Source organism: Segeticoccus rhizosphaerae (assembly GCF_009192725.1).
In the GTDB taxonomy this organism is placed as follows: Bacteria; Actinomycetota; Actinomycetes; order Actinomycetales; family Dermatophilaceae; genus Segeticoccus; species Segeticoccus rhizosphaerae.
Genome location: NZ_VOHR01000008.1, coordinates 20644 through 36557, shown reverse-complemented (window position 1 = coordinate 36557; position 15914 = coordinate 20644). Strand labels below are relative to the sequence as shown.

Genomic DNA, 15914 nt, shown 5'->3' with positions numbered 1-15914 from the left:
CCCGCCGCCCCCGTGGTCGCCCTCACCGCGTTCGTCGCGCCCGTCGCGCCCGTCGCGCCCGTCGCGCTGGCCGGGGCAGGTCGTGATCTGCGGCGGGTAACCGGTGTCCGAGGTGGGCGGCTCCGCACGAGGAGTGGTGTCCCAGACCACCTCGTGGTCGACGATGGAGGCGCCGAGTTTGTCCCGGTGGACGATCGTATGGTGTCGCTGGCACAGGAGGGCAGCGTTGGTCAGGGCGGTCCTGCCGCCGTCGATCCAGTAAATCAGGTGATGTGCCTGGCACCAGGTCGCCGGTCGTCCGCAGCCAGGGAAGGTGCAGCACCGGTCCCTGGCCACGATCGCTGCCCGCAACGGGCCGTCGAACAGGCGTTTCTCGGTGCCCCAGTCGAGGATCTCCGCGCCACCGCCCAGGACCGCAGGGATCACGTCGGCGTCGCAGGCGAGCCGCCTGGCCGTCCCGGCATCCAGGAGCTCGCCCTCGCGGGTGGTGGCGGAACCGGTGCCCGAGAGGAGGTCGGCCATCGACATGGTCAGGATCAGCTTGGTCGTCGCGGTCGACGAGGTGCTCGGATCGGTGGCCGCCGTGCGCTTGACGATCTCGACCAAGGCCTCGGCGCGGCGACGGGCGGGCGTGCGCTCGTCCCGGAGCTGCTCGCCGGTGTCGGGGTCGACACCGGGCTGGGGCGCGGAGAGGGTGGCCAGCGCGGCATCCAGGGCCGCGGCGTATTCAGGGCACAGGTGGATCAGGTAGCGCCGCACCCCGTCGGGGAGGGTGGAGACGTCCAGGGCATTGAGGCCGTGGGCCTTCTCGCCCTTCTGGTTGGCCTCGGCGGAGCCGTACTGCTGGCGCAGCCGGTCGGACAGTCGTCGGAGGTCGGCGCCGGTCGCGCCACCCATCAACGCGCTGAGATACCAGCCCAGCACCTCGTCGTAGTCGACGTCCAGGTCGAGGTCGGGCAAGATCTTGGTGACCTCGCGCAGCGCCGTCGCGGCGGCCTTGGTCGTCGCCGCACCCGATGCCACCAGGGACTGCAGGAGTTGGTGACGCGGCTGCTGGGTGCACGCCTTCGCGACCTGTCCCACGGCTGCCGCCTCCGCCGGCTCGAGCGTCGGGGCCTGGGCACGGAGCCACTGCCCCTCTGACGCCTGCTGTGACTCGCTGACCACGCCCCGCTGTGCCGCATCCCTGGTGGCCAGCACGGTGGCGATGTCCACCCCTGAGCGCACCCCGTCGAGATGGCTGATCAGGGCGGCGAGGTCGTCCGACCCGACCGACCACAGACCGGCCGCGACCGTCCGCAGATCCGCCGCGGTGCGCGACAGTCGCTCACGCGCCGCAGCAACCTCAACCGCGTCGACCCGCGGCAGCCCCTCCGGGCCCACCTCACCCGACCCGCTCGCGGCTGCCGCCGCCGCGACGTCGGAGGCATCCAGCGGACGCTCCGGCATCCCGTGTCCGCCACCGAGGCCGAAGGCACCACCCGTGCCTGAGCCGGTGTCGCCCCCGCGGGGGAACGGTGGTCCGCTGTGCTTCATGACTTCACCCTAGAGGTGACCACCGACAACCCACTCAGCCCGAATCAACAGCACTGCCAGTCGGATCCGTCGACCGAGTTGTCCACAACCCCTACCCGAGACGCCCCACTGTCCACAGGCGGAGACGAGCCCGTGGACGGGAGCCAGTCACCCGGCATACGGGATGTTCGGAGAGCAACGGGCCGACGCGCGGCAGACGCCGGCCCGGGCACCCACGGCCCCGATGGTCGGCGTTGGCGGCCCTCCAGCTCGGCTCAGCGCCCGGACGGTGTGCAGATGCAGGAACGGTTGCCGTCGGCGTCCTCGACCACCCAGTAGGCCGGCGCTGCCTTGTCGCTGACCAGCCGGCCGCCCGCGTCGAGGACCGCCTGCAGGCGACGTTCTGCCTCGTCGTGGGGGACCCACACGTCGAAGTGCCAGCGCTGCTCGAAGGACTGCTCGGGAAGGGCCCACTCCGCGTCGGTTTCGCCGGGGTCCTGCCACCACACGGTCGGGACCTGACCACTGCGGTCGACCGGTTCGCCGTGGTCCACCTCCCCGCCGAGCAGGGCTGCATAGAACGGTGCCAGGCGTTGCCCCGCGGCGGTGTCCAGTCCCAGCTCGAGCTGGGTCAGGCCGGACACGTCCGCCTCGACGCCGAGCTGCGCCGCGTGGTCGCTGATCTGCCGCGCAAGCTGCAGATCGCGTCCCGTGACGCCCTGCACGTCGTGGCTCGTCAGCGCCACGATGACGTCCGTGTAGGTCAGCGTGATGTCGGGGTGGTGGTCGGCCGCCTCGGCAGCCTCCCCGATCTTGTCCACCAGGGCCAGCCCGGTGGCGAAGTCGCCGGTCCGAAAGCGTGCCTTGAGCCGCCCGAGGATCTGCCGCCAGTCGTCCAGGCCGGCCTCGCGTACCTGGGCCTCGGTCAGCCGCTGCTGCGTCATGGTCATCACTCCGCTCCGGATGTGCCTGTATGCCGTCACGCTAGGTCAGATCTCGGACGAACCGCGTCCTCAACGCCGAGCCGATCGTTCGACGCGCCCGAGCCACTCTGTGACCAGGGCGCGGAGGAGGTCGGGCTGTTCGTGAGGCAGGGCATGCCCCCCGTCGTCCAGCACGGTCAGCGAGGCGTGCGCGTAGTGGTCGACGAGGTCAACCGCGGCCCGGTAGCCGACGCTCGAGTCCAGCCGCCCCGCCACGATCAGCGTGGGGCCTGCAAAGGTGGGCCCAGGATGGGAGGCGAGCTCCCACCGCTCGTCGATTCGCGCCATCGCGGCCTGGTCGACCAACGCGGCCGCGGGAGCGACATGGCGCTCGTAACGCTCGAGCATCTCCGGCGTGTGGATCACGAAGTAGCTGCGGAAGCCCTCGTCGCCGATCTCGTCCGCTCCGACAACGGCGCGGTGTGGCGGAACGTCGCGCGTGCCCGGCAGCAACGGGCAGACCAGCGTGAGACCGGCGACCTGCGCCGGCACCCTGTCGGCCATCGCCTGGGCGTAGTAGGCACCCGCCGAGTGACCGATGAGCAGGTAGCTGTCGCCGGCGACCGCACGGGCGAATTCGAGCAGAGTGGCGAGGACGTCCTCGGCGCTGCGCAGATCATCGGGAGCGACCGTTCGACCCATGCCGGGAAGATCCGGATAGATCCGCCGCAACCCTGCACCGTCGCGCAGGATCGGCTCGAAGCAGGCCTCGGTCTCGCGGTGGTCGACCCCAGCGCCGTGCAGCACGAGCACCGGCCGGCCGGCTCCGTGCTCGACATACTGGACCGTGACCTCGCCCGCTCGAGTCTCCACGGCGACTACCCAATCACGCGGGCGCAAGGGGTGCTGTCCGCCCGAGCCTCAGAGCTTGCGGCGGCGACGACTCCGGCGCCTTGGGCCGCGTCGCGGGCGCCTCCGCAGCGCGGGCGGTTAGTCTCTTCCGCATGTCAACCGAGGGCGGCACCAAGGCGATCATCGCGGCTCTGCTGGCCAACACCGGCATCGCGATCACCAAGTTCATCGCGTTCCTGCTGACCGGGTCCAGCTCGATGCTCGCCGAGTCGGTGCACTCGGTGGCCGACTCCGGCAACCAGGGGCTCCTGCTGCTGGGCGGCAAGCGCAGCAAGCGCAAGGCCACGCCCGAGCACCCCTTCGGCTTCGGGCGCGAGCGCTACGTCTACGCGTTCATCGTCTCGATCGTGCTGTTCAGCGTCGGCGGCCTGTTCGCGCTCTACGAGGCCTGGCACAAGTGGGCCGACCCGCACGGCCTCGAGGGCAAGTGGTGGTGGGTCCCGATCGTGGTGCTGCTCGTCGCGATCGGCATGGAGGGCATGTCCTTCCGCACGGCCGTGAAGGAGAGCAACCACACCCGTGGCGAGCAGTCCTGGCCGAAGTTCATCCGCAGCGCCAAGGCGCCTGAGTTGCCGGTCATCCTGCTCGAGGACTTCGCCGCGCTGCTCGGCCTCATCTTCGCGCTCTTCGGCGTTGGGCTGACGCTGCTCACCGGCAACGGCAAGTGGGACGCCGTCGGCACCGCCGCCATCGGCTTCCTGCTCGTGGCGGTGGCGATCACGCTCGCCGTCGAGATGAAGTCGCTGCTGATCGGCGAGTCGGCGGGTCTCGACGTCATCCGCAAGATCCGCGACGCCCTCGAGTCGGACACCACGGACGCCGTCACCCGGGTGATCCACATGCGCACCCTGCACCTCGGGCCCGAGGAGCTGTTGGTCGCGGCCAAGCTCGGGGTCGGCCGCCGGGAGCACGGCGACGAGATCTCCTCGGCCATCAACGACGCCGAGCAACGGGCCCGTGCGGCCGTCCCCGGCCTCACCCTGGTGCTCTACCTCGAGCCCGACATCGACCGCGGCAGTGCCGAGCCCGCGCCGTGGGAACGCGCCGAGGCACCCTGACCACATGACGAGTCCAACACCCCTGGCGCCAGCCGACGCCGACCTGGTGATCTTCGACTGTGACGGCGTCCTGGTCGACAGCGAACGCCTCACCGCGGTCGTCGAGGCCCGCATGCTCACCGAGATGGGCTGGCCGATGACCCAGGAGGAGCTCGTCCGCCGCTTCATGGGCGCCACCAGCGCCGCGATGCTGGCCGAGGTCGAGCGTCACCTGGGGCCGGAGCGCACCCGCGAGTTCGACGAGCGCTCCACCGCCGAGGTCCATGCGTCGTTCGAGAGTGACCTGCGGGCGGTGCCCGGCGTCCGCGAGCTCGCCGAGGCCCTGATCGCGGCCGGCACCCTCACCTGCGTCGCCTCGAGCGGGTCACACGCCAAGATGCGCAAGACCCTGGGCCTCACCGGGCTGTGGGAGCTCTTCGACGGCCGCATCTTCAGCGCAGACGAGGTGGAGCACGGCAAGCCCGCACCCGATCTCTTCCTGTATGCCGCGACTCGCCTCGGCGTCGAGCCGCACCGGTGTGTGGTGGTCGAGGACAGCGCCTTCGGGGTGCGGGCCGCGCGGGCGGCCGGCATGACGGCATACGGCTTCGGTGGTGGCCTGACCCCGCACGCCGAGCTTGCCGAGGCGGGAGCGATCGTCTTCGACCAGATGCGTGACCTGATGCCCGACCAGGACGCGCCGGTCCCCACGGTGTCGGTCGCTGTCCGATCTAGCCGAGGTGGAAGGACCCGATGACGTCAAGTCCGCTGAGGACTCCGACGACGCTGAGCGCGAGGCACGCAGCGAGGGCCGACCACAGCCAGGCGCGCCGGCGTGGCGCCGCGACGAAGGCCAGGCCGAGAGCCGCCCACAGGAGGCCCTCGACAAGGAACCACGGCTCGTTCAGCAGCACGTCCTGGAGGTCGGCGGCCCGGCGGTCCACCGAGAGCCACACGCTGCTCGGCAGCTGCGTCGGATGAACGCCGGTCAGGCTGAGCACCCTCAAGATGATGTCGACGACGGCGTGCATGGAGCAGCCGACAGCGGCCACCCACGCGAGCACTGGAACGGCGGCCCGAGCCGGGCGCACCCGCACCAGCACAACCGGCACGATCGCGGCGAGCAGGATGATCGCGGCGCCGAGGGCGTTGATGACGCGAAACTGTGTCTCGGAGCGTGGTTCGCCGATCATGCCGAAGGTGCCACCGACTGCGTAGTAGGCGCGGTAGCAGGCGTAACCGAAACCCCACATGCCAAGAGTGACGGAGATCCTCTGCGCCACCGCCGACGGCGGGACCGCAGGGTTCCGGGTTGCCTGTCGGGATCGATCGCGCGCGACGAGGCGCTCCGTGTGGGTCATTCTCGGTCCTCCTGCAGACGCTGTCCCATTCCTACCGGCTTCCTCCGGCAGCGTGGCGAAAGGTGCACCTTCACTGTGACCTCGCTGGCGCCACAGCGCATCGACCACAGGTCGCGACCGCATCATCCTCGAGGACGATCTGCCGAGTGCTGACCCGACTTGCGGGTATGCCGTGTGGCTGGGCGAGCGGCGCGGCCGCCGCGCGCGGGCGGCGGGCGGGCGGCATACGGGCATAGACTGGCGGTTGCCGGCGTGGGTGATGACCCGCGAGAAGATGCGCCCAGAGGGGCTACGCCGGGTCTGCCAACCGACCGTAAGACGACCAGGAGCACTTTTCCTATGTCCTTTGACCACAAGGTTCGCGACCTCAGCCTCGCCGAGGCCGGCCGTAACCAGATCCGCTTGGCCGAGCAGGAGATGCCCGGCCTGATGTCCCTGCGGGACGAGTTCGCCGCCAGCCAGCCCCTCAAGGGGGCGCGCATCGCCGGCTCGCTGCACATGACCGTGCAGACCGCAGTCCTCATCGAGACCCTCACTGCGCTCGGTGCCGAGGTCCGCTGGGCCTCCTGCAACATCTTCTCCACCCAGGACGAGGCGGCCGCGGCCGTCGTCGTCGGCCCGCACGGCAGCCCCGACGACCTGCAGGGTGTGCCGGTCTTCGCCTGGAAGGGGGAGACGCTGGAGGAGTACTGGTGGTGCACCACCCAGATCCTCACCTGGCGGGGCGAGGGTCCCAACATGATCCTCGACGACGGCGGCGACGCCACGATGCTCGTGCACAACGGCGTCAAGTGGGAGGCGGCCGGCGTCGTGCCCACCGCCACCGACGAGGACCCTGAGGAGTTCCAGGTCGTGATGGGGGTCGTGCGCGAGACCCTCAAGACCGAGCCGCAGAAGTGGACCAAGATCGCCCAGGGCATCAAGGGGGTCACCGAGGAGACCACGACCGGTGTCCACCGGCTCTACGAGATGCAGAAGGCCGGCACGCTGCTCTTCCCGGCGATCAACGTCAACGACTCGGTCACCAAGTCGAAGTTCGACAACAAGTACGGCTGCCGCCACAGCCTCATCGACGGCCTCAACCGCGCCACCGACGTGCTCATCGGCGGCAAGGTCGCGGTCATCTGCGGCTACGGCGACGTCGGCAAGGGCTGCGCCGAGTCGCTGCGCGGCCAGGGCGCCCGCGTGATCATCACCGAGATCGACCCGATCTGCGCGCTGCAGGCGGCGATGGAGGGCTACCAGGTCGCCCAGCTCGACGACGTCGTCGAGACCGCCGACATCTTCGTCACCACGACCGGCTGCTTCAACGTCATCTCGGCCGGCCAGATGAGCCGGATGAAGGACAAGGCCATCGTCGGCAACATCGGCCACTTCGACAACGAGCTCGACATGGCGGGGCTGGCCAAGATCAAGGGCATCACCAAGACCGAGATCAAGCCGCAGGTGCACGAGTGGACGTTCAATGATGATTCAGCGGGCACTTCCCATTCAATTATCGTGCTGTCGGAGGGTCGGCTGCTCAACCTGGGCAACGCCACGGGCCACCCGAGCTTCGTCATGAGCAACTCGTTTGCCAACCAGACGATCGCCCAGATCGAGCTGTGGACCAAGCCGGGTGACTACTCCAACCAGGTCTACGTGCTGCCCAAGCACCTCGACGAGAAGGTCGCCCGCCTGCACCTCGACGCCCTCGGCGTCCGGCTCACCGAGCTGACCAAGCAGCAGGCCGACTACCTCGGCGTCGACGTCGCCGGCCCCTACAAGCCGGAGCACTACCGCTACTGATCCTCAGGCGCCCGGCTTCCTCTGCCGGTCGAGCAATCGCAGGTATGCCGTCCGCTCCGGTGAGCGGACGGCATACCTGCGTCTGGGGGCGGGTTGGCACGGGGCGCGGGCTGGGCGACCGTTTCGCGCCAAGGGTCCTTCGACGGTGGGGGAGGGCTGCGGAGGTCGGTCCCGGCGTCAGCGGGTGCGCGGCGCGTACATGATGACGGCGACGCCGACCAGGCAGACGAGGGCGCCCGCGATGTCGTAGCGGTCCGGCCGGTAGCCGTCGATTGCCATGCCCCACGCGAGAGAACCGGCGACGAAGACACCGCCGTAGGCAGCGAGGATCCGGCCGAAGTTGGCGTCCGGCTGCAAGGTGGCGACGAAGCCGTAGAGGCCGAGCGCGATGACGCCGGCGCCCATCCAGAGCCATCCCCTGTGTTCGCGGACTCCCTGCCAGACCAGCCAGGCGCCACTGATCTCGGCGATGGCGGCGGCGATGAAGAGAGCGATCGACCTGAGGGTGTCCACCTGGCCATCCTGTCAGCGCATCGCCCCCCGGCCGCTGCCCCTGGGGCCGCCGCCGCGCCCGGGAGGACGGGCTTCAACGTGAACCGCTGGACCGACTGCTCGGCGGGCAGCCGTCACCGTGGGACCCCATCTCCGCGGACCCGCTGGGAAGGGACGGGAGTGACTGTTGTGCGCGGGCCCCAGGTGCGGTGGGACAGGACCAGGAGATGCCCGTCCGGATCCTTGATCGTGACGCCCCACTGGTCCCAGTAGGGGTTGCGGGACGGGACGACCGTCCCGCCGTGGGCGCAGATCCTGTCGACCCACTGCGGGTCGGCAGACTCGCCGAGGTAGAGCACGAGGAGGTCCTCGGCGCTCGGGCGACTCTCAGCCGCCGCCGCAGGATCGTCGACGATCTCCAAGTGCCATACCGCACCGGCGACACCGACCATGAGGAGTGCGTGTTCGCCGGCGTGCGGGTGGTCGTTGCGCCACAGCGCCTCGAGGCCCACGCCTTCGACCCAGAAGGTCTCGGTCGTGTCCAGGTCCTTCGTGGGCCGCACGATGCGGAGCGTCGACGATGCGGGTAGGCCGTCCATGAGACTAAGACTGCAGCCTCAGGTGGACTTGAGGTCAATCGCCCGGACAGCACCCGGACCGACATCCTGACTCACCTGACGTCGGTTCAAGGCGCTCGGAGCAGGGTGTAGCCCGCATCCGAACCGTCCGACCGCCAGGACAACCGCTGTTGAAGCGCGGTTGCGAGCGGTGAGCCGGTCTCCACCAGCGCCACCTTTGCGCCCGACGACCGTACGAACTCGTCCCACCCACGGTCGGCACGCAGTGCGCCCATGTAGTCCTCAACATACGAAACCGCATAGACCTCAGTCCGCCCGTCAATCACGAGGTCGAGATTTGGGTGCTGCCAGAGCAGCCAACCGCCGAGGAAGTACGCGTCCAGCATCACGGTGCCTGATGGGAGCTGTGAGAGTTTGCCGTTTAGCGCGCTGGGGAATGCGGCTGCCGAAGGCGCGCTCGGGCCCGGAACGATTGCCGCGACGACCATGCAGAGTGCTGCCACACCGAAGACAAAGATCCTCTCCGCTCTGGCGAAATGGGGTCGGGACTGCTTGAGCAGGACTTGCAGACAGCCGGCAAAGAGTGGTGCGGTCATTGCGGCGCCGACAGCAACGGTGCGTCCGTATAGCAGCGTCCATCCCAGGGCAACGACCAGGACGGCGATCTGATGCCAAGGAGTTGGGCGCGCCGAACGTACCCAAGTTATTGCCACGACCAGCGCCATGGTCAGTGTGGCCATTGGGGCAGGGTCTGTGATGACCGGCGCGACCCACTCCGCGACGAACTGGGCGTAACCGCGGACAGACAACGGAGAGATCAGCAGCTGCGGGCCCACGGGAGTCAAGGCTGCCGCGACCATGCATCCCACTGGCACCAGGGCAAGACGAAACGCCTGTCGAACGTTGACACGATGCTCCAGGGCAAGGCCGACGATCACCGCCGTACCGACCAGGACTCCCGTGAACCACATCCCGTGTGAGCTAGCCCAAAGCCATGTCACTGGGACCATCCACCACCGTGGGCGCAGGTCTCGCGCCGTCGCGAGCCATGCCGCGGTGTAGAGGGTCAGCAGGGCGAAGGAGACGATCTGTGGTCGAGGCGAAAGACTAGCGCTCATGCCTATGAGGCCTATGGCGGTGGCAGCGGTTGCAGCGAGTGGGCCCGCCTCTCGCCTGGCAGCCACGAAGAGGCTCACGGTGACGAGTACCAGACCCAGACAAAAGACCCATGAGACGCCGGCAAGGCCGAAGGTGGCCGCGAACCGGCTCATCACCACTTCGGGTAACCACTCGTGCAATACCCAGAGGCGGGATGAAAAGCTACTCCAGGGCTCCGGGCCGGTGAAGTGGCCACTCTGCAGCAGGTAGTTTCCGGCGCGCAGGTGCCACCAGGTGTCAGGGTCGCTCAGGGGCTGTCGCCCCAGAACAACAACGGACACCAGTATCAAGGCGAGTGCCGGCAGCGGGATCCACGCGGGAAGGGGCCGTCCACCGGTCTGTGTCGAACCGAGACGCCGCGTGGCCACCTCGTGCAGGTCGACAGTCATGGGCCCACTATCGAGACGACCCGAGCGGTTTCGCCATCGGCTGTTCGGGTGAATTTCTCCAGTCTCGTGCTTTCGCTGCCGAGGCCATCGCGACCCACGCCTAGGACCTAGCGATCACGGGTTGGGATCTCCTTGCGGGCGTCGGTGTGTGTCTGTGGGGGAAGATGATGCGACGATGGCCTCCACACCGGCGAGGGAAGGACTGTGCCGTGAAGGGAAGCGTGCTCGTCGTCGACGACGACCTCGCACTGGCAGAGATGCTGGGCATCGTGCTGCGCAACGAGGGCCTCGAGGTGACGCACTGCGCAGAGGGGGGCACTGCGGTGGAGGCGTTCCACGAGGCCAAGCCCGATCTCGTGCTGCTCGACGTCATGCTGCCCGGCCTCGACGGGATCGAGGTCTGCCGGCGTCTGCGGGCCGAGTCCGGTGTCCCGATCGTGATGCTCACCGCCCGCACCGACACGGTGGACGTCGTGGTGGGCCTGGAGGCCGGTGCCGACGACTACGTACTCAAGCCGTTCAAGCCGCAGGAGCTCATTGCGCGGGTGCGGGCGCGTCTGCGGCGCACCGACGAGCCCGAGCCCGAGCGGCTGGAGGTCGGCGACCTGGTCATCGACGTGGCCGGACACTCCGTCAAGCGCGACGGCAAGCCGCTCTCGCTCACCCCCCTCGAGTTCGACCTGCTGGTGGCGCTGGCGCGCAAGCCGTGGCAGGTCTTCACCCGGGAGATCCTGCTCGAGCAGGTGTGGGGCTACCGCCACGCCGGCGACACCCGGCTGGTCAACGTGCACGTGCAGCGGCTGCGCTCCAAGATCGAGCGCGACCCCGAGCACCCCGAGATCGTCGTGACCGTGCGTGGCGTCGGCTACAGGGCGGGCCCGGCCTAGGGCGATGGTCCAGATCAGCCCGCCCGCGGAGGCTGAGACGACGCAGCGCAAGGACCCCAAGGCTCCGATAGTCCAGGACCTCGAGCGGCTCCTCGCGGCGCTACGGCGAGGAGCACTCGCCTTCTTGCACTGGCTCACCCGGCTCTGGCGCTCGTCGCTGCAGCTGCGGGTGGTCCTGCTGACCATGCTCCTGGGCACGGTCATGGCGCTGTTGCTCGGCTCCTATCTCTACCAGCGGATCGCCGACGGCCTCGTGCAGGCGCGGATCTCTTCCGCCCAGCAGGAGGCGGCGCAGCAGACCCGCTCCGCACAGGCCAAGTTCACCGGAGCGGATCGCACCGACCGTGACAGCCTCAAGAGCCTGGCCGGTGACATCGTGCAGTCCAGCGCCTCCCCGGGCGAGGACAACTCGCGCGAGGTCATCCTCACCCGCGCGATCACCAACCAGCGCAATGTCATCGTGCCGACCGTGATCTCCGGCGGCAGCGGCAACATCGGGCTGCCCAGCATCCCGCAGGACGCGCGCAACCAGCTCGCCAGGAACAGCACCCACCAAGCGGTCAAGATCATCACCGTGAAGGACCAGCAGAACCGGATGGTCCCCGCCGTGCTGGTCGGGTCACGCGTCGACATCCCGACCGCCGGGGACTACGACCTGTATTTCGTGTTCCCCATGGAGAGCGAAGAGGCCACCCTCGCCGTGGTCCAGCGCACCTTCAACCTCGGTGGCGTCGCGCTGATCCTGCTGGTCGGCGCGGTGGCCTGGATGGTCACTCGGCTCGCAGTCGAGCCGGTCCGCCGCGCCGCCCACGTCTCCGAGCGGCTGACCTCCGGCGCGCTCGACGAACGGATGAAGGTGCGGGGGGAGGACGACCTGGCCCGGCTGGCGACCTCGTTCAACGCGATGGCCGACAGCCTCCAGTCGCAGATCCGCCAGCTCAAGGACCTCTCCGCGGTGCAGCAGCGCTTCGTTTCCGACGTGTCGCACGAGCTGCGCACCCCGCTGACGACGATCCGGATGGCCGTCGACCTGCTCCACGCGGCACGAGCCGACTTCGAGCCGTCGGTGTCCCGCTCGGCCGAGCTGCTGCACGACGAGCTGGACCGTTTTGAGGCCCTGCTGGCCGACCTGCTCGAGATCAGCCGGTTCGACGCCGGAGCGGCAGCCCTGGACCTCGAGGACACCGACCTGCGCGACTCGGTGGCGCGGACTGTCGAGGCCGCGCAGCACCTCGCCGCCCGGCGTGGCAGCGAGCTGCAGATTGTGGCTCCCCAACAACCATGTATGGCGCAGGTCGACTCCCGGCGGATCGAGCGCATCCTGCGCAACCTCGTGGTCAACGCGATCGAGCACGGAGAAGGTCGGCCCGTGACGGTCACCGTGGGGGTCAACGGGACCGCAGCCGCAGTCATGGTGCGCGACCGAGGAGTGGGGTTGCGACCGGGTGAGGCCGGCCTGGTCTTCAACCGCTTCTGGCGTGCCGACCCCGCCCGCGCCCGGACCACGGGTGGCACCGGTCTCGGACTCTCGATTTCCCTCGAGGACGCCCGACTGCATCAGGGCTGGCTGCAGGCGTGGGGCGAGCCGGGTGAGGGCTCGTGCTTCCGGCTGACCCTGCCGACCAAGCCCGGTGTGCCGATCGGCCAATCCCCGCTGCCGATGGATCGGTCGACGTCGTGAGACGGCGGACCCTGCTGGCGGCCGTGCTCGCGCTGTTGATGACGCTCACGGCCTGCGCTGGCCTGCCCTCCGAGAGCGAGGTCAAGCCTGGTCTGGCCCTCGGCCCCGGGCCGGGGGAACCGTTCCGCATCGACTACGACGGACCCCGTGCCGGCGCCTCGCAGAACGACATCGTCAGGGGCTTCCTCCGCGCGGGTGCTGGCTTCGAGAACGACCACGAGGTGGCGCGGCAGTTTCTCACCGCCCGCCTCGCGGAGAAGTGGGTGCCCGAGCGCAAGGTCGTCGTCCACACCGGCGAGACCAACTTCACCGTGAAGCACCAGCCGCCCGACCACGTGACGGTAGGGGTGAAGGCTGTGGCGACGGTCAACTCACAGGGCTACTACACCGACCTGTCCGCCAGCGCGCACCGCTCGGCGAGGTTCACCCTCCAGAAGGTCGAAGGCCAGTGGCGCATCTCTGCCCTGCCGAAAGGCTTCGGGCTGTGGGTGAGCGCGCTCGACTTCGAGCGGCTCTACCAGGCGTTCGGCGTCAACTACATCGACCCGAAGACCCGCGCGATGGTCCCGGATGTGCGGTGGTTCCCCACCGGACCCGGCCTTGCCACGAGCCTGGCGCGCGCGCAGCTCGAGCCGGTGCCGGCCTACCTGCGGGGTGCGGTCGAGACCGGCGTGCCGTCCGGCGCGTCGATGGCCGTCGACGCCGTGGCCATCGAGGACGGCACGGCCACCCTCGACCTCAACGCGCGCGCGCGAGACGCCGACGTCGAGCATCGCAAGATGATGTGGGCGCAGTTCCTGACCACGCTGGACCAGTCGCCCTCGGTGCGCCGGTTGACCATCCGGGTGGACGACGCGCCGCTCGAGGTGCAAGGCCTCTCGCACAGCCCCACCGATCCGAGCGATGTGGGCTATGGCCTCACGGCGCCGGTGGACCAGCCGGCGTTGCTGCGCTCCGGCACCGAGCTCACTCGGGTGGACGCGACCCGGATCGACCTGCCGCCGGTGCACCCCAAGTCCGCGCCCGAGCTGCCGCAGGTGCCCATCGGGTGGATCGGGCTCGCGGCATCACCCAGCGGCGACCAGCTCGCGGCGATCGGCGGTGACCACAAGGACCTGGGCCGGTGGGAGGGCGAGACCTTCCACATGGTGCCCCGCTTCGCCACCGACCTGACCGAGCCGAGCTTCGGCAGCCAAAACGGCCTCTGGGTCGCCGGCCAGGCAGGGGGACGCAGCCGTCTGTGGGTTATCAACACGATCACGACGATGGCCGATGCGTTGCCGGAGGAGGTGGCGGTGCCGTGGCTCGGCGACCGGCAGATCATCGACTTCCGGATGTCCCGCACCGACCAGCGCGCCGTGATCGTCCTGCACGACCCGAAGACCGACCGCGACCAGGTCGCGATCACCGCGGTGAAGCGTGACCGCCATGGCAACCCAGTCGGGCTCACCCCGCCCAAGCGGATCGGCTCCACCTTGATCTCCGTGACCGACGTGGTCTGGGTGTCGGACCGGTCGGTGGCGGTGCTGGGGCGCACCTCCACCAGGGAGCGGATCCGTCCCTTCGTCATCGACATCGGCGGCCAGCTCACCCCGCTCAACCCGGTCGAGGGCGCGCGCTCCATCACGGCCACCGGCCAGGGCGGCTCGCAGGGCCTGCTGGTCGTGACCGACCGCGACAAGGTCCTCACCCGGGCGGGTGCGAGCTGGCCCGAATACGGTCCCGGCACCGACATCGTCGTCCCGGGTTCCTGAGTTCCCTCCACACCCCTCTTCTGCGAACGGCCTTGATCCACGAGGCGCCTCGCTCGTTCCCGGGGCTCCGGATGCAGTGACATCGTGGCGGCATGGCTACGTCCGACCTTGTTCCTCGGGACCAGCGCGGGCTGCTGCGACGCTGCCTGGGCGAGCTGGCCGGTCTAGCCCTGCCGTCGAGCTGCGGTGGTTGCGGGTCGCCCGGTCGTCCGTGGTGTGACGAGTGCGAGGCTCAGCTGCGGGACGGGAGCGCCGGCTGGCCGCGGCCGGCGCGACCCGATCCGATGCCGCAGGGCTGTCCGCCCGTGTGGGCGAGTGGACCGTATGCCGGGCCTTTCCGAGGCGCGCTGGTCGCCTTCAAGGACGGTGACCGGCGCGATCTGGTGCACGTCCTCGCGCCCCTGCTCGCGGCTGCTCTGCAGGCTGCGCTCGCGGAGGATGTGGTTGTGGCGGCGGCGTTGCAAGCGGGCCGGCCGGTGTGGTTGGTGCCGGCGCCGTCTTCACCCCAAGCGGTCCGTAGTCGCGGCGACGTCCCGCTGAATATATTGTTGGGCAAGGCGATTCGCGAAATTCAGGTCAGGGGCTCAAGCCCGTTCGATCACAGGTCGATATATGTGGCAAGATGTCTTCGGCTGACCCGGCGGGTAGCGGATCAAGCCGGGCTGGACAGCGTCGAACGCGCCGCCAACCTCGACCGCGCGATGGCCGTGCGGGCTCGTTGGGCCGGCTGCCCGGGGGGCTCGGCGTGTGTGCTGGTCGACGACGTGTTGACGACGGGGGCGACCCTGACCGAAGCGGCCAGAGCGCTTCGTGAGGCCGGCGCAGGGCACGTGGTAGGGGCCACCGTGGCGGCCACCCAGAGGCGTCGGGGTCATCCGTTCGGATGACCCCCATTGTCGTCCGAAGAGGCAGCCACAAAGGGGCGGAACAGCCGATGGTGCGTGGACCTCGCGCCGGGCAATCTAGGTGATGTCGCGGACCACCTCCCGGGCCGCACCACCCAAGCCCTTGAAAGGGGATTCGACATGACCTCTGCACTCGTCAAGCTCCAGACCCGCGCCTTCCACCTCCTCCAGGACAAGAAGGACCGCGGCGCCACTGCGGTGGAGTACGGCATCATGGTCGCGCTCATCGCGGCCATCATCATCGTCGTCGTCGCGGCAGTTGGCCAGAAGATCCTGGGCGCGTTCAACCTCGTCAACACCAACCTGCCGTGATCCAGCGGTACTCCACGGTCAGCCGGCACGGCGACCGTGGTGCCACGGCCGTGGAGTACGCGCTCATGGCCGGCCTCATCGCTGGCATGATCATCGCAATGGTGACTGTTGTCGGCATCAGGGTCCAAGGGCTTTTCGCCTCGGTCCCACCGTTCTAGGCCGAAGTCCGGCGGCGTTCCTCTTTCGCGGGCGCCGCCGGACCGGCTCTTGCGCTGGTTATCA

At 69.2% G+C, this 15914-nt stretch carries 16 protein-coding genes; 9 read left to right on the top strand and 7 right to left on the bottom strand.

From position 1 onward, the window contains the following. The 3 genes from FRW57_RS01730 to FRW57_RS01720 all read right to left on the bottom strand — a co-directional run. Positions 1-1536 (bottom strand): HNH endonuclease signature motif containing protein (locus FRW57_RS01730; protein ID WP_152185128.1); only part of this gene is annotated, 1536 nt, incomplete at its 3' end. 254 nt (positions 1537-1790) lie between these two features. Continuing rightward, complete coding sequence (locus FRW57_RS01725) at positions 1791-2459, bottom strand: 4a-hydroxytetrahydrobiopterin dehydratase (RefSeq protein WP_238999251.1); 669 nt, start codon at positions 2457-2459, stop codon at positions 1791-1793. A 69-nt stretch (positions 2460-2528) separates the two neighbouring features. Beyond that, the gene (locus FRW57_RS01720) at positions 2529-3311 is read right to left on the bottom strand and encodes an alpha/beta fold hydrolase (protein ID WP_152185126.1); all 783 of its coding nucleotides are present in this window, start codon (positions 3309-3311) and stop codon (positions 2529-2531) included. A 131-nt stretch (positions 3312-3442) separates the two neighbouring features. Here FRW57_RS01720 and FRW57_RS01715 point away from each other — a divergent pair, with 131 nt between their 5' ends. Both FRW57_RS01715 and FRW57_RS01710 read left to right on the top strand, forming a co-directional pair. Further along, complete coding sequence (locus FRW57_RS01715; protein WP_152185125.1) at positions 3443-4408, top strand: cation diffusion facilitator family transporter; 966 nt, start codon at positions 3443-3445, stop codon at positions 4406-4408. A gap of 4 nt (positions 4409-4412) precedes the next feature. After that, complete coding sequence (locus FRW57_RS01710; protein ID WP_152185124.1) at positions 4413-5144, top strand: HAD family hydrolase; 732 nt, start codon at positions 4413-4415, stop codon at positions 5142-5144. Here the strand turns inward: FRW57_RS01710 and FRW57_RS01705 are convergent. After that, on the bottom strand, positions 5119-5640 hold the full coding sequence (locus tag FRW57_RS01705; protein ID WP_152185123.1) for a hypothetical protein: 522 nt from the start codon (positions 5638-5640) through the stop codon (positions 5119-5121). The two genes, FRW57_RS01710 and FRW57_RS01705, sit on opposite strands and share 26 nt — an antisense overlap. Before the next feature lie 447 nt (positions 5641-6087). Here FRW57_RS01705 and ahcY point away from each other — a divergent pair, with 447 nt between their 5' ends. After that, a complete protein-coding gene (gene ahcY / locus FRW57_RS01700; protein ID WP_152185122.1) occupies positions 6088-7536 on the top strand; it encodes an adenosylhomocysteinase in 1449 nt (482 codons plus the stop codon). A 177-nt stretch (positions 7537-7713) separates the two neighbouring features. Here ahcY and FRW57_RS01695 read toward each other — a convergent pair whose 3' ends face one another. From FRW57_RS01695 to FRW57_RS01685, 3 genes are all read right to left on the bottom strand, one after another. Beyond that, complete coding sequence (locus tag FRW57_RS01695) at positions 7714-8049, bottom strand: YnfA family protein (RefSeq protein ID WP_152185121.1); 336 nt, start codon at positions 8047-8049, stop codon at positions 7714-7716. A 113-nt stretch (positions 8050-8162) separates the two neighbouring features. After that, on the bottom strand, positions 8163-8591 hold the full coding sequence (locus FRW57_RS01690; protein WP_202911582.1) for a VOC family protein: 429 nt from the start codon (positions 8589-8591) through the stop codon (positions 8163-8165). Between the two features lie 122 nt (positions 8592-8713). Continuing rightward, a complete protein-coding gene (locus FRW57_RS01685) occupies positions 8714-10153 on the bottom strand; it encodes a hypothetical protein (RefSeq protein WP_137122220.1) in 1440 nt (479 codons plus the stop codon). 209 nt (positions 10154-10362) lie between these two features. Here FRW57_RS01685 and mtrA point away from each other — a divergent pair, with 209 nt between their 5' ends. From mtrA to FRW57_RS24720, 6 genes are all read left to right on the top strand, one after another. Next, positions 10363-11040, top strand: coding sequence for an MtrAB system response regulator MtrA (gene mtrA / locus FRW57_RS01680; protein ID WP_137122221.1), 678 nt, complete (start codon positions 10363-10365; stop codon positions 11038-11040). A 4-nt stretch (positions 11041-11044) separates the two neighbouring features. Continuing rightward, a complete protein-coding gene (gene mtrB / locus FRW57_RS01675; RefSeq protein ID WP_137122222.1) occupies positions 11045-12721 on the top strand; it encodes an MtrAB system histidine kinase MtrB in 1677 nt (558 codons plus the stop codon). Then, positions 12718-14475, top strand: a complete 1758-nt coding sequence (locus tag FRW57_RS01670; protein ID WP_137122223.1) for an LpqB family beta-propeller domain-containing protein — start codon at positions 12718-12720, stop codon at positions 14473-14475. The genes mtrB and FRW57_RS01670 overlap by 4 nt, the downstream gene beginning before the upstream one ends. Before the next feature lie 92 nt (positions 14476-14567). Continuing rightward, positions 14568-15362, top strand: coding sequence for a ComF family protein (locus FRW57_RS24965; protein WP_137122224.1), 795 nt, complete (start codon positions 14568-14570; stop codon positions 15360-15362). Positions 15363-15500: 138 nt separating this feature from the next. Continuing rightward, entirely contained in the window at positions 15501-15692 is a 192-nt protein-coding gene (locus tag FRW57_RS01660) for a Flp family type IVb pilin (protein ID WP_137122225.1), read from the top strand. Beyond that, entirely contained in the window at positions 15689-15850 is a 162-nt protein-coding gene (locus tag FRW57_RS24720; protein ID WP_137122226.1) for a Flp family type IVb pilin, read from the top strand. The genes FRW57_RS01660 and FRW57_RS24720 overlap by 4 nt, the downstream gene beginning before the upstream one ends. Positions 15851-15914: the final 64 nt, after the last annotated feature.

Excerpts from the sequence above, each read along its gene's own strand:
- FRW57_RS24965 (WP_137122224.1), top strand. The coding sequence starts at position 14,568 with ATGGCTACGTCCGACCTTGTTCCTCGGGACCAGCGCGGGCTGCTGCGA.
- FRW57_RS01715 (WP_152185125.1), top strand. The coding sequence starts at position 3,443 with ATGTCAACCGAGGGCGGCACCAAGGCGATCATCGCGGCTCTGCTGGCC.
- FRW57_RS01705 (WP_152185123.1), bottom strand. The coding sequence starts at position 5,640 with ATGTGGGGTTTCGGTTACGCCTGCTACCGCGCCTACTACGCAGTCGGT.
- FRW57_RS01685 (WP_137122220.1), bottom strand. The coding sequence starts at position 10,153 with ATGACTGTCGACCTGCACGAGGTGGCCACGCGGCGTCTCGGTTCGACA.
- ahcY (WP_152185122.1), top strand. The coding sequence starts at position 6,088 with ATGTCCTTTGACCACAAGGTTCGCGACCTCAGCCTCGCCGAGGCCGGC.
- FRW57_RS01725 (WP_238999251.1), bottom strand. The coding sequence starts at position 2,459 with ATGACGCAGCAGCGGCTGACCGAGGCCCAGGTACGCGAGGCCGGCCTG.
- mtrB (WP_137122222.1), top strand. The coding sequence starts at position 11,045 with ATGGTCCAGATCAGCCCGCCCGCGGAGGCTGAGACGACGCAGCGCAAG.
- FRW57_RS01660 (WP_137122225.1), top strand. The coding sequence starts at position 15,501 with ATGACCTCTGCACTCGTCAAGCTCCAGACCCGCGCCTTCCACCTCCTC.
- FRW57_RS01710 (WP_152185124.1), top strand. The coding sequence starts at position 4,413 with ATGACGAGTCCAACACCCCTGGCGCCAGCCGACGCCGACCTGGTGATC.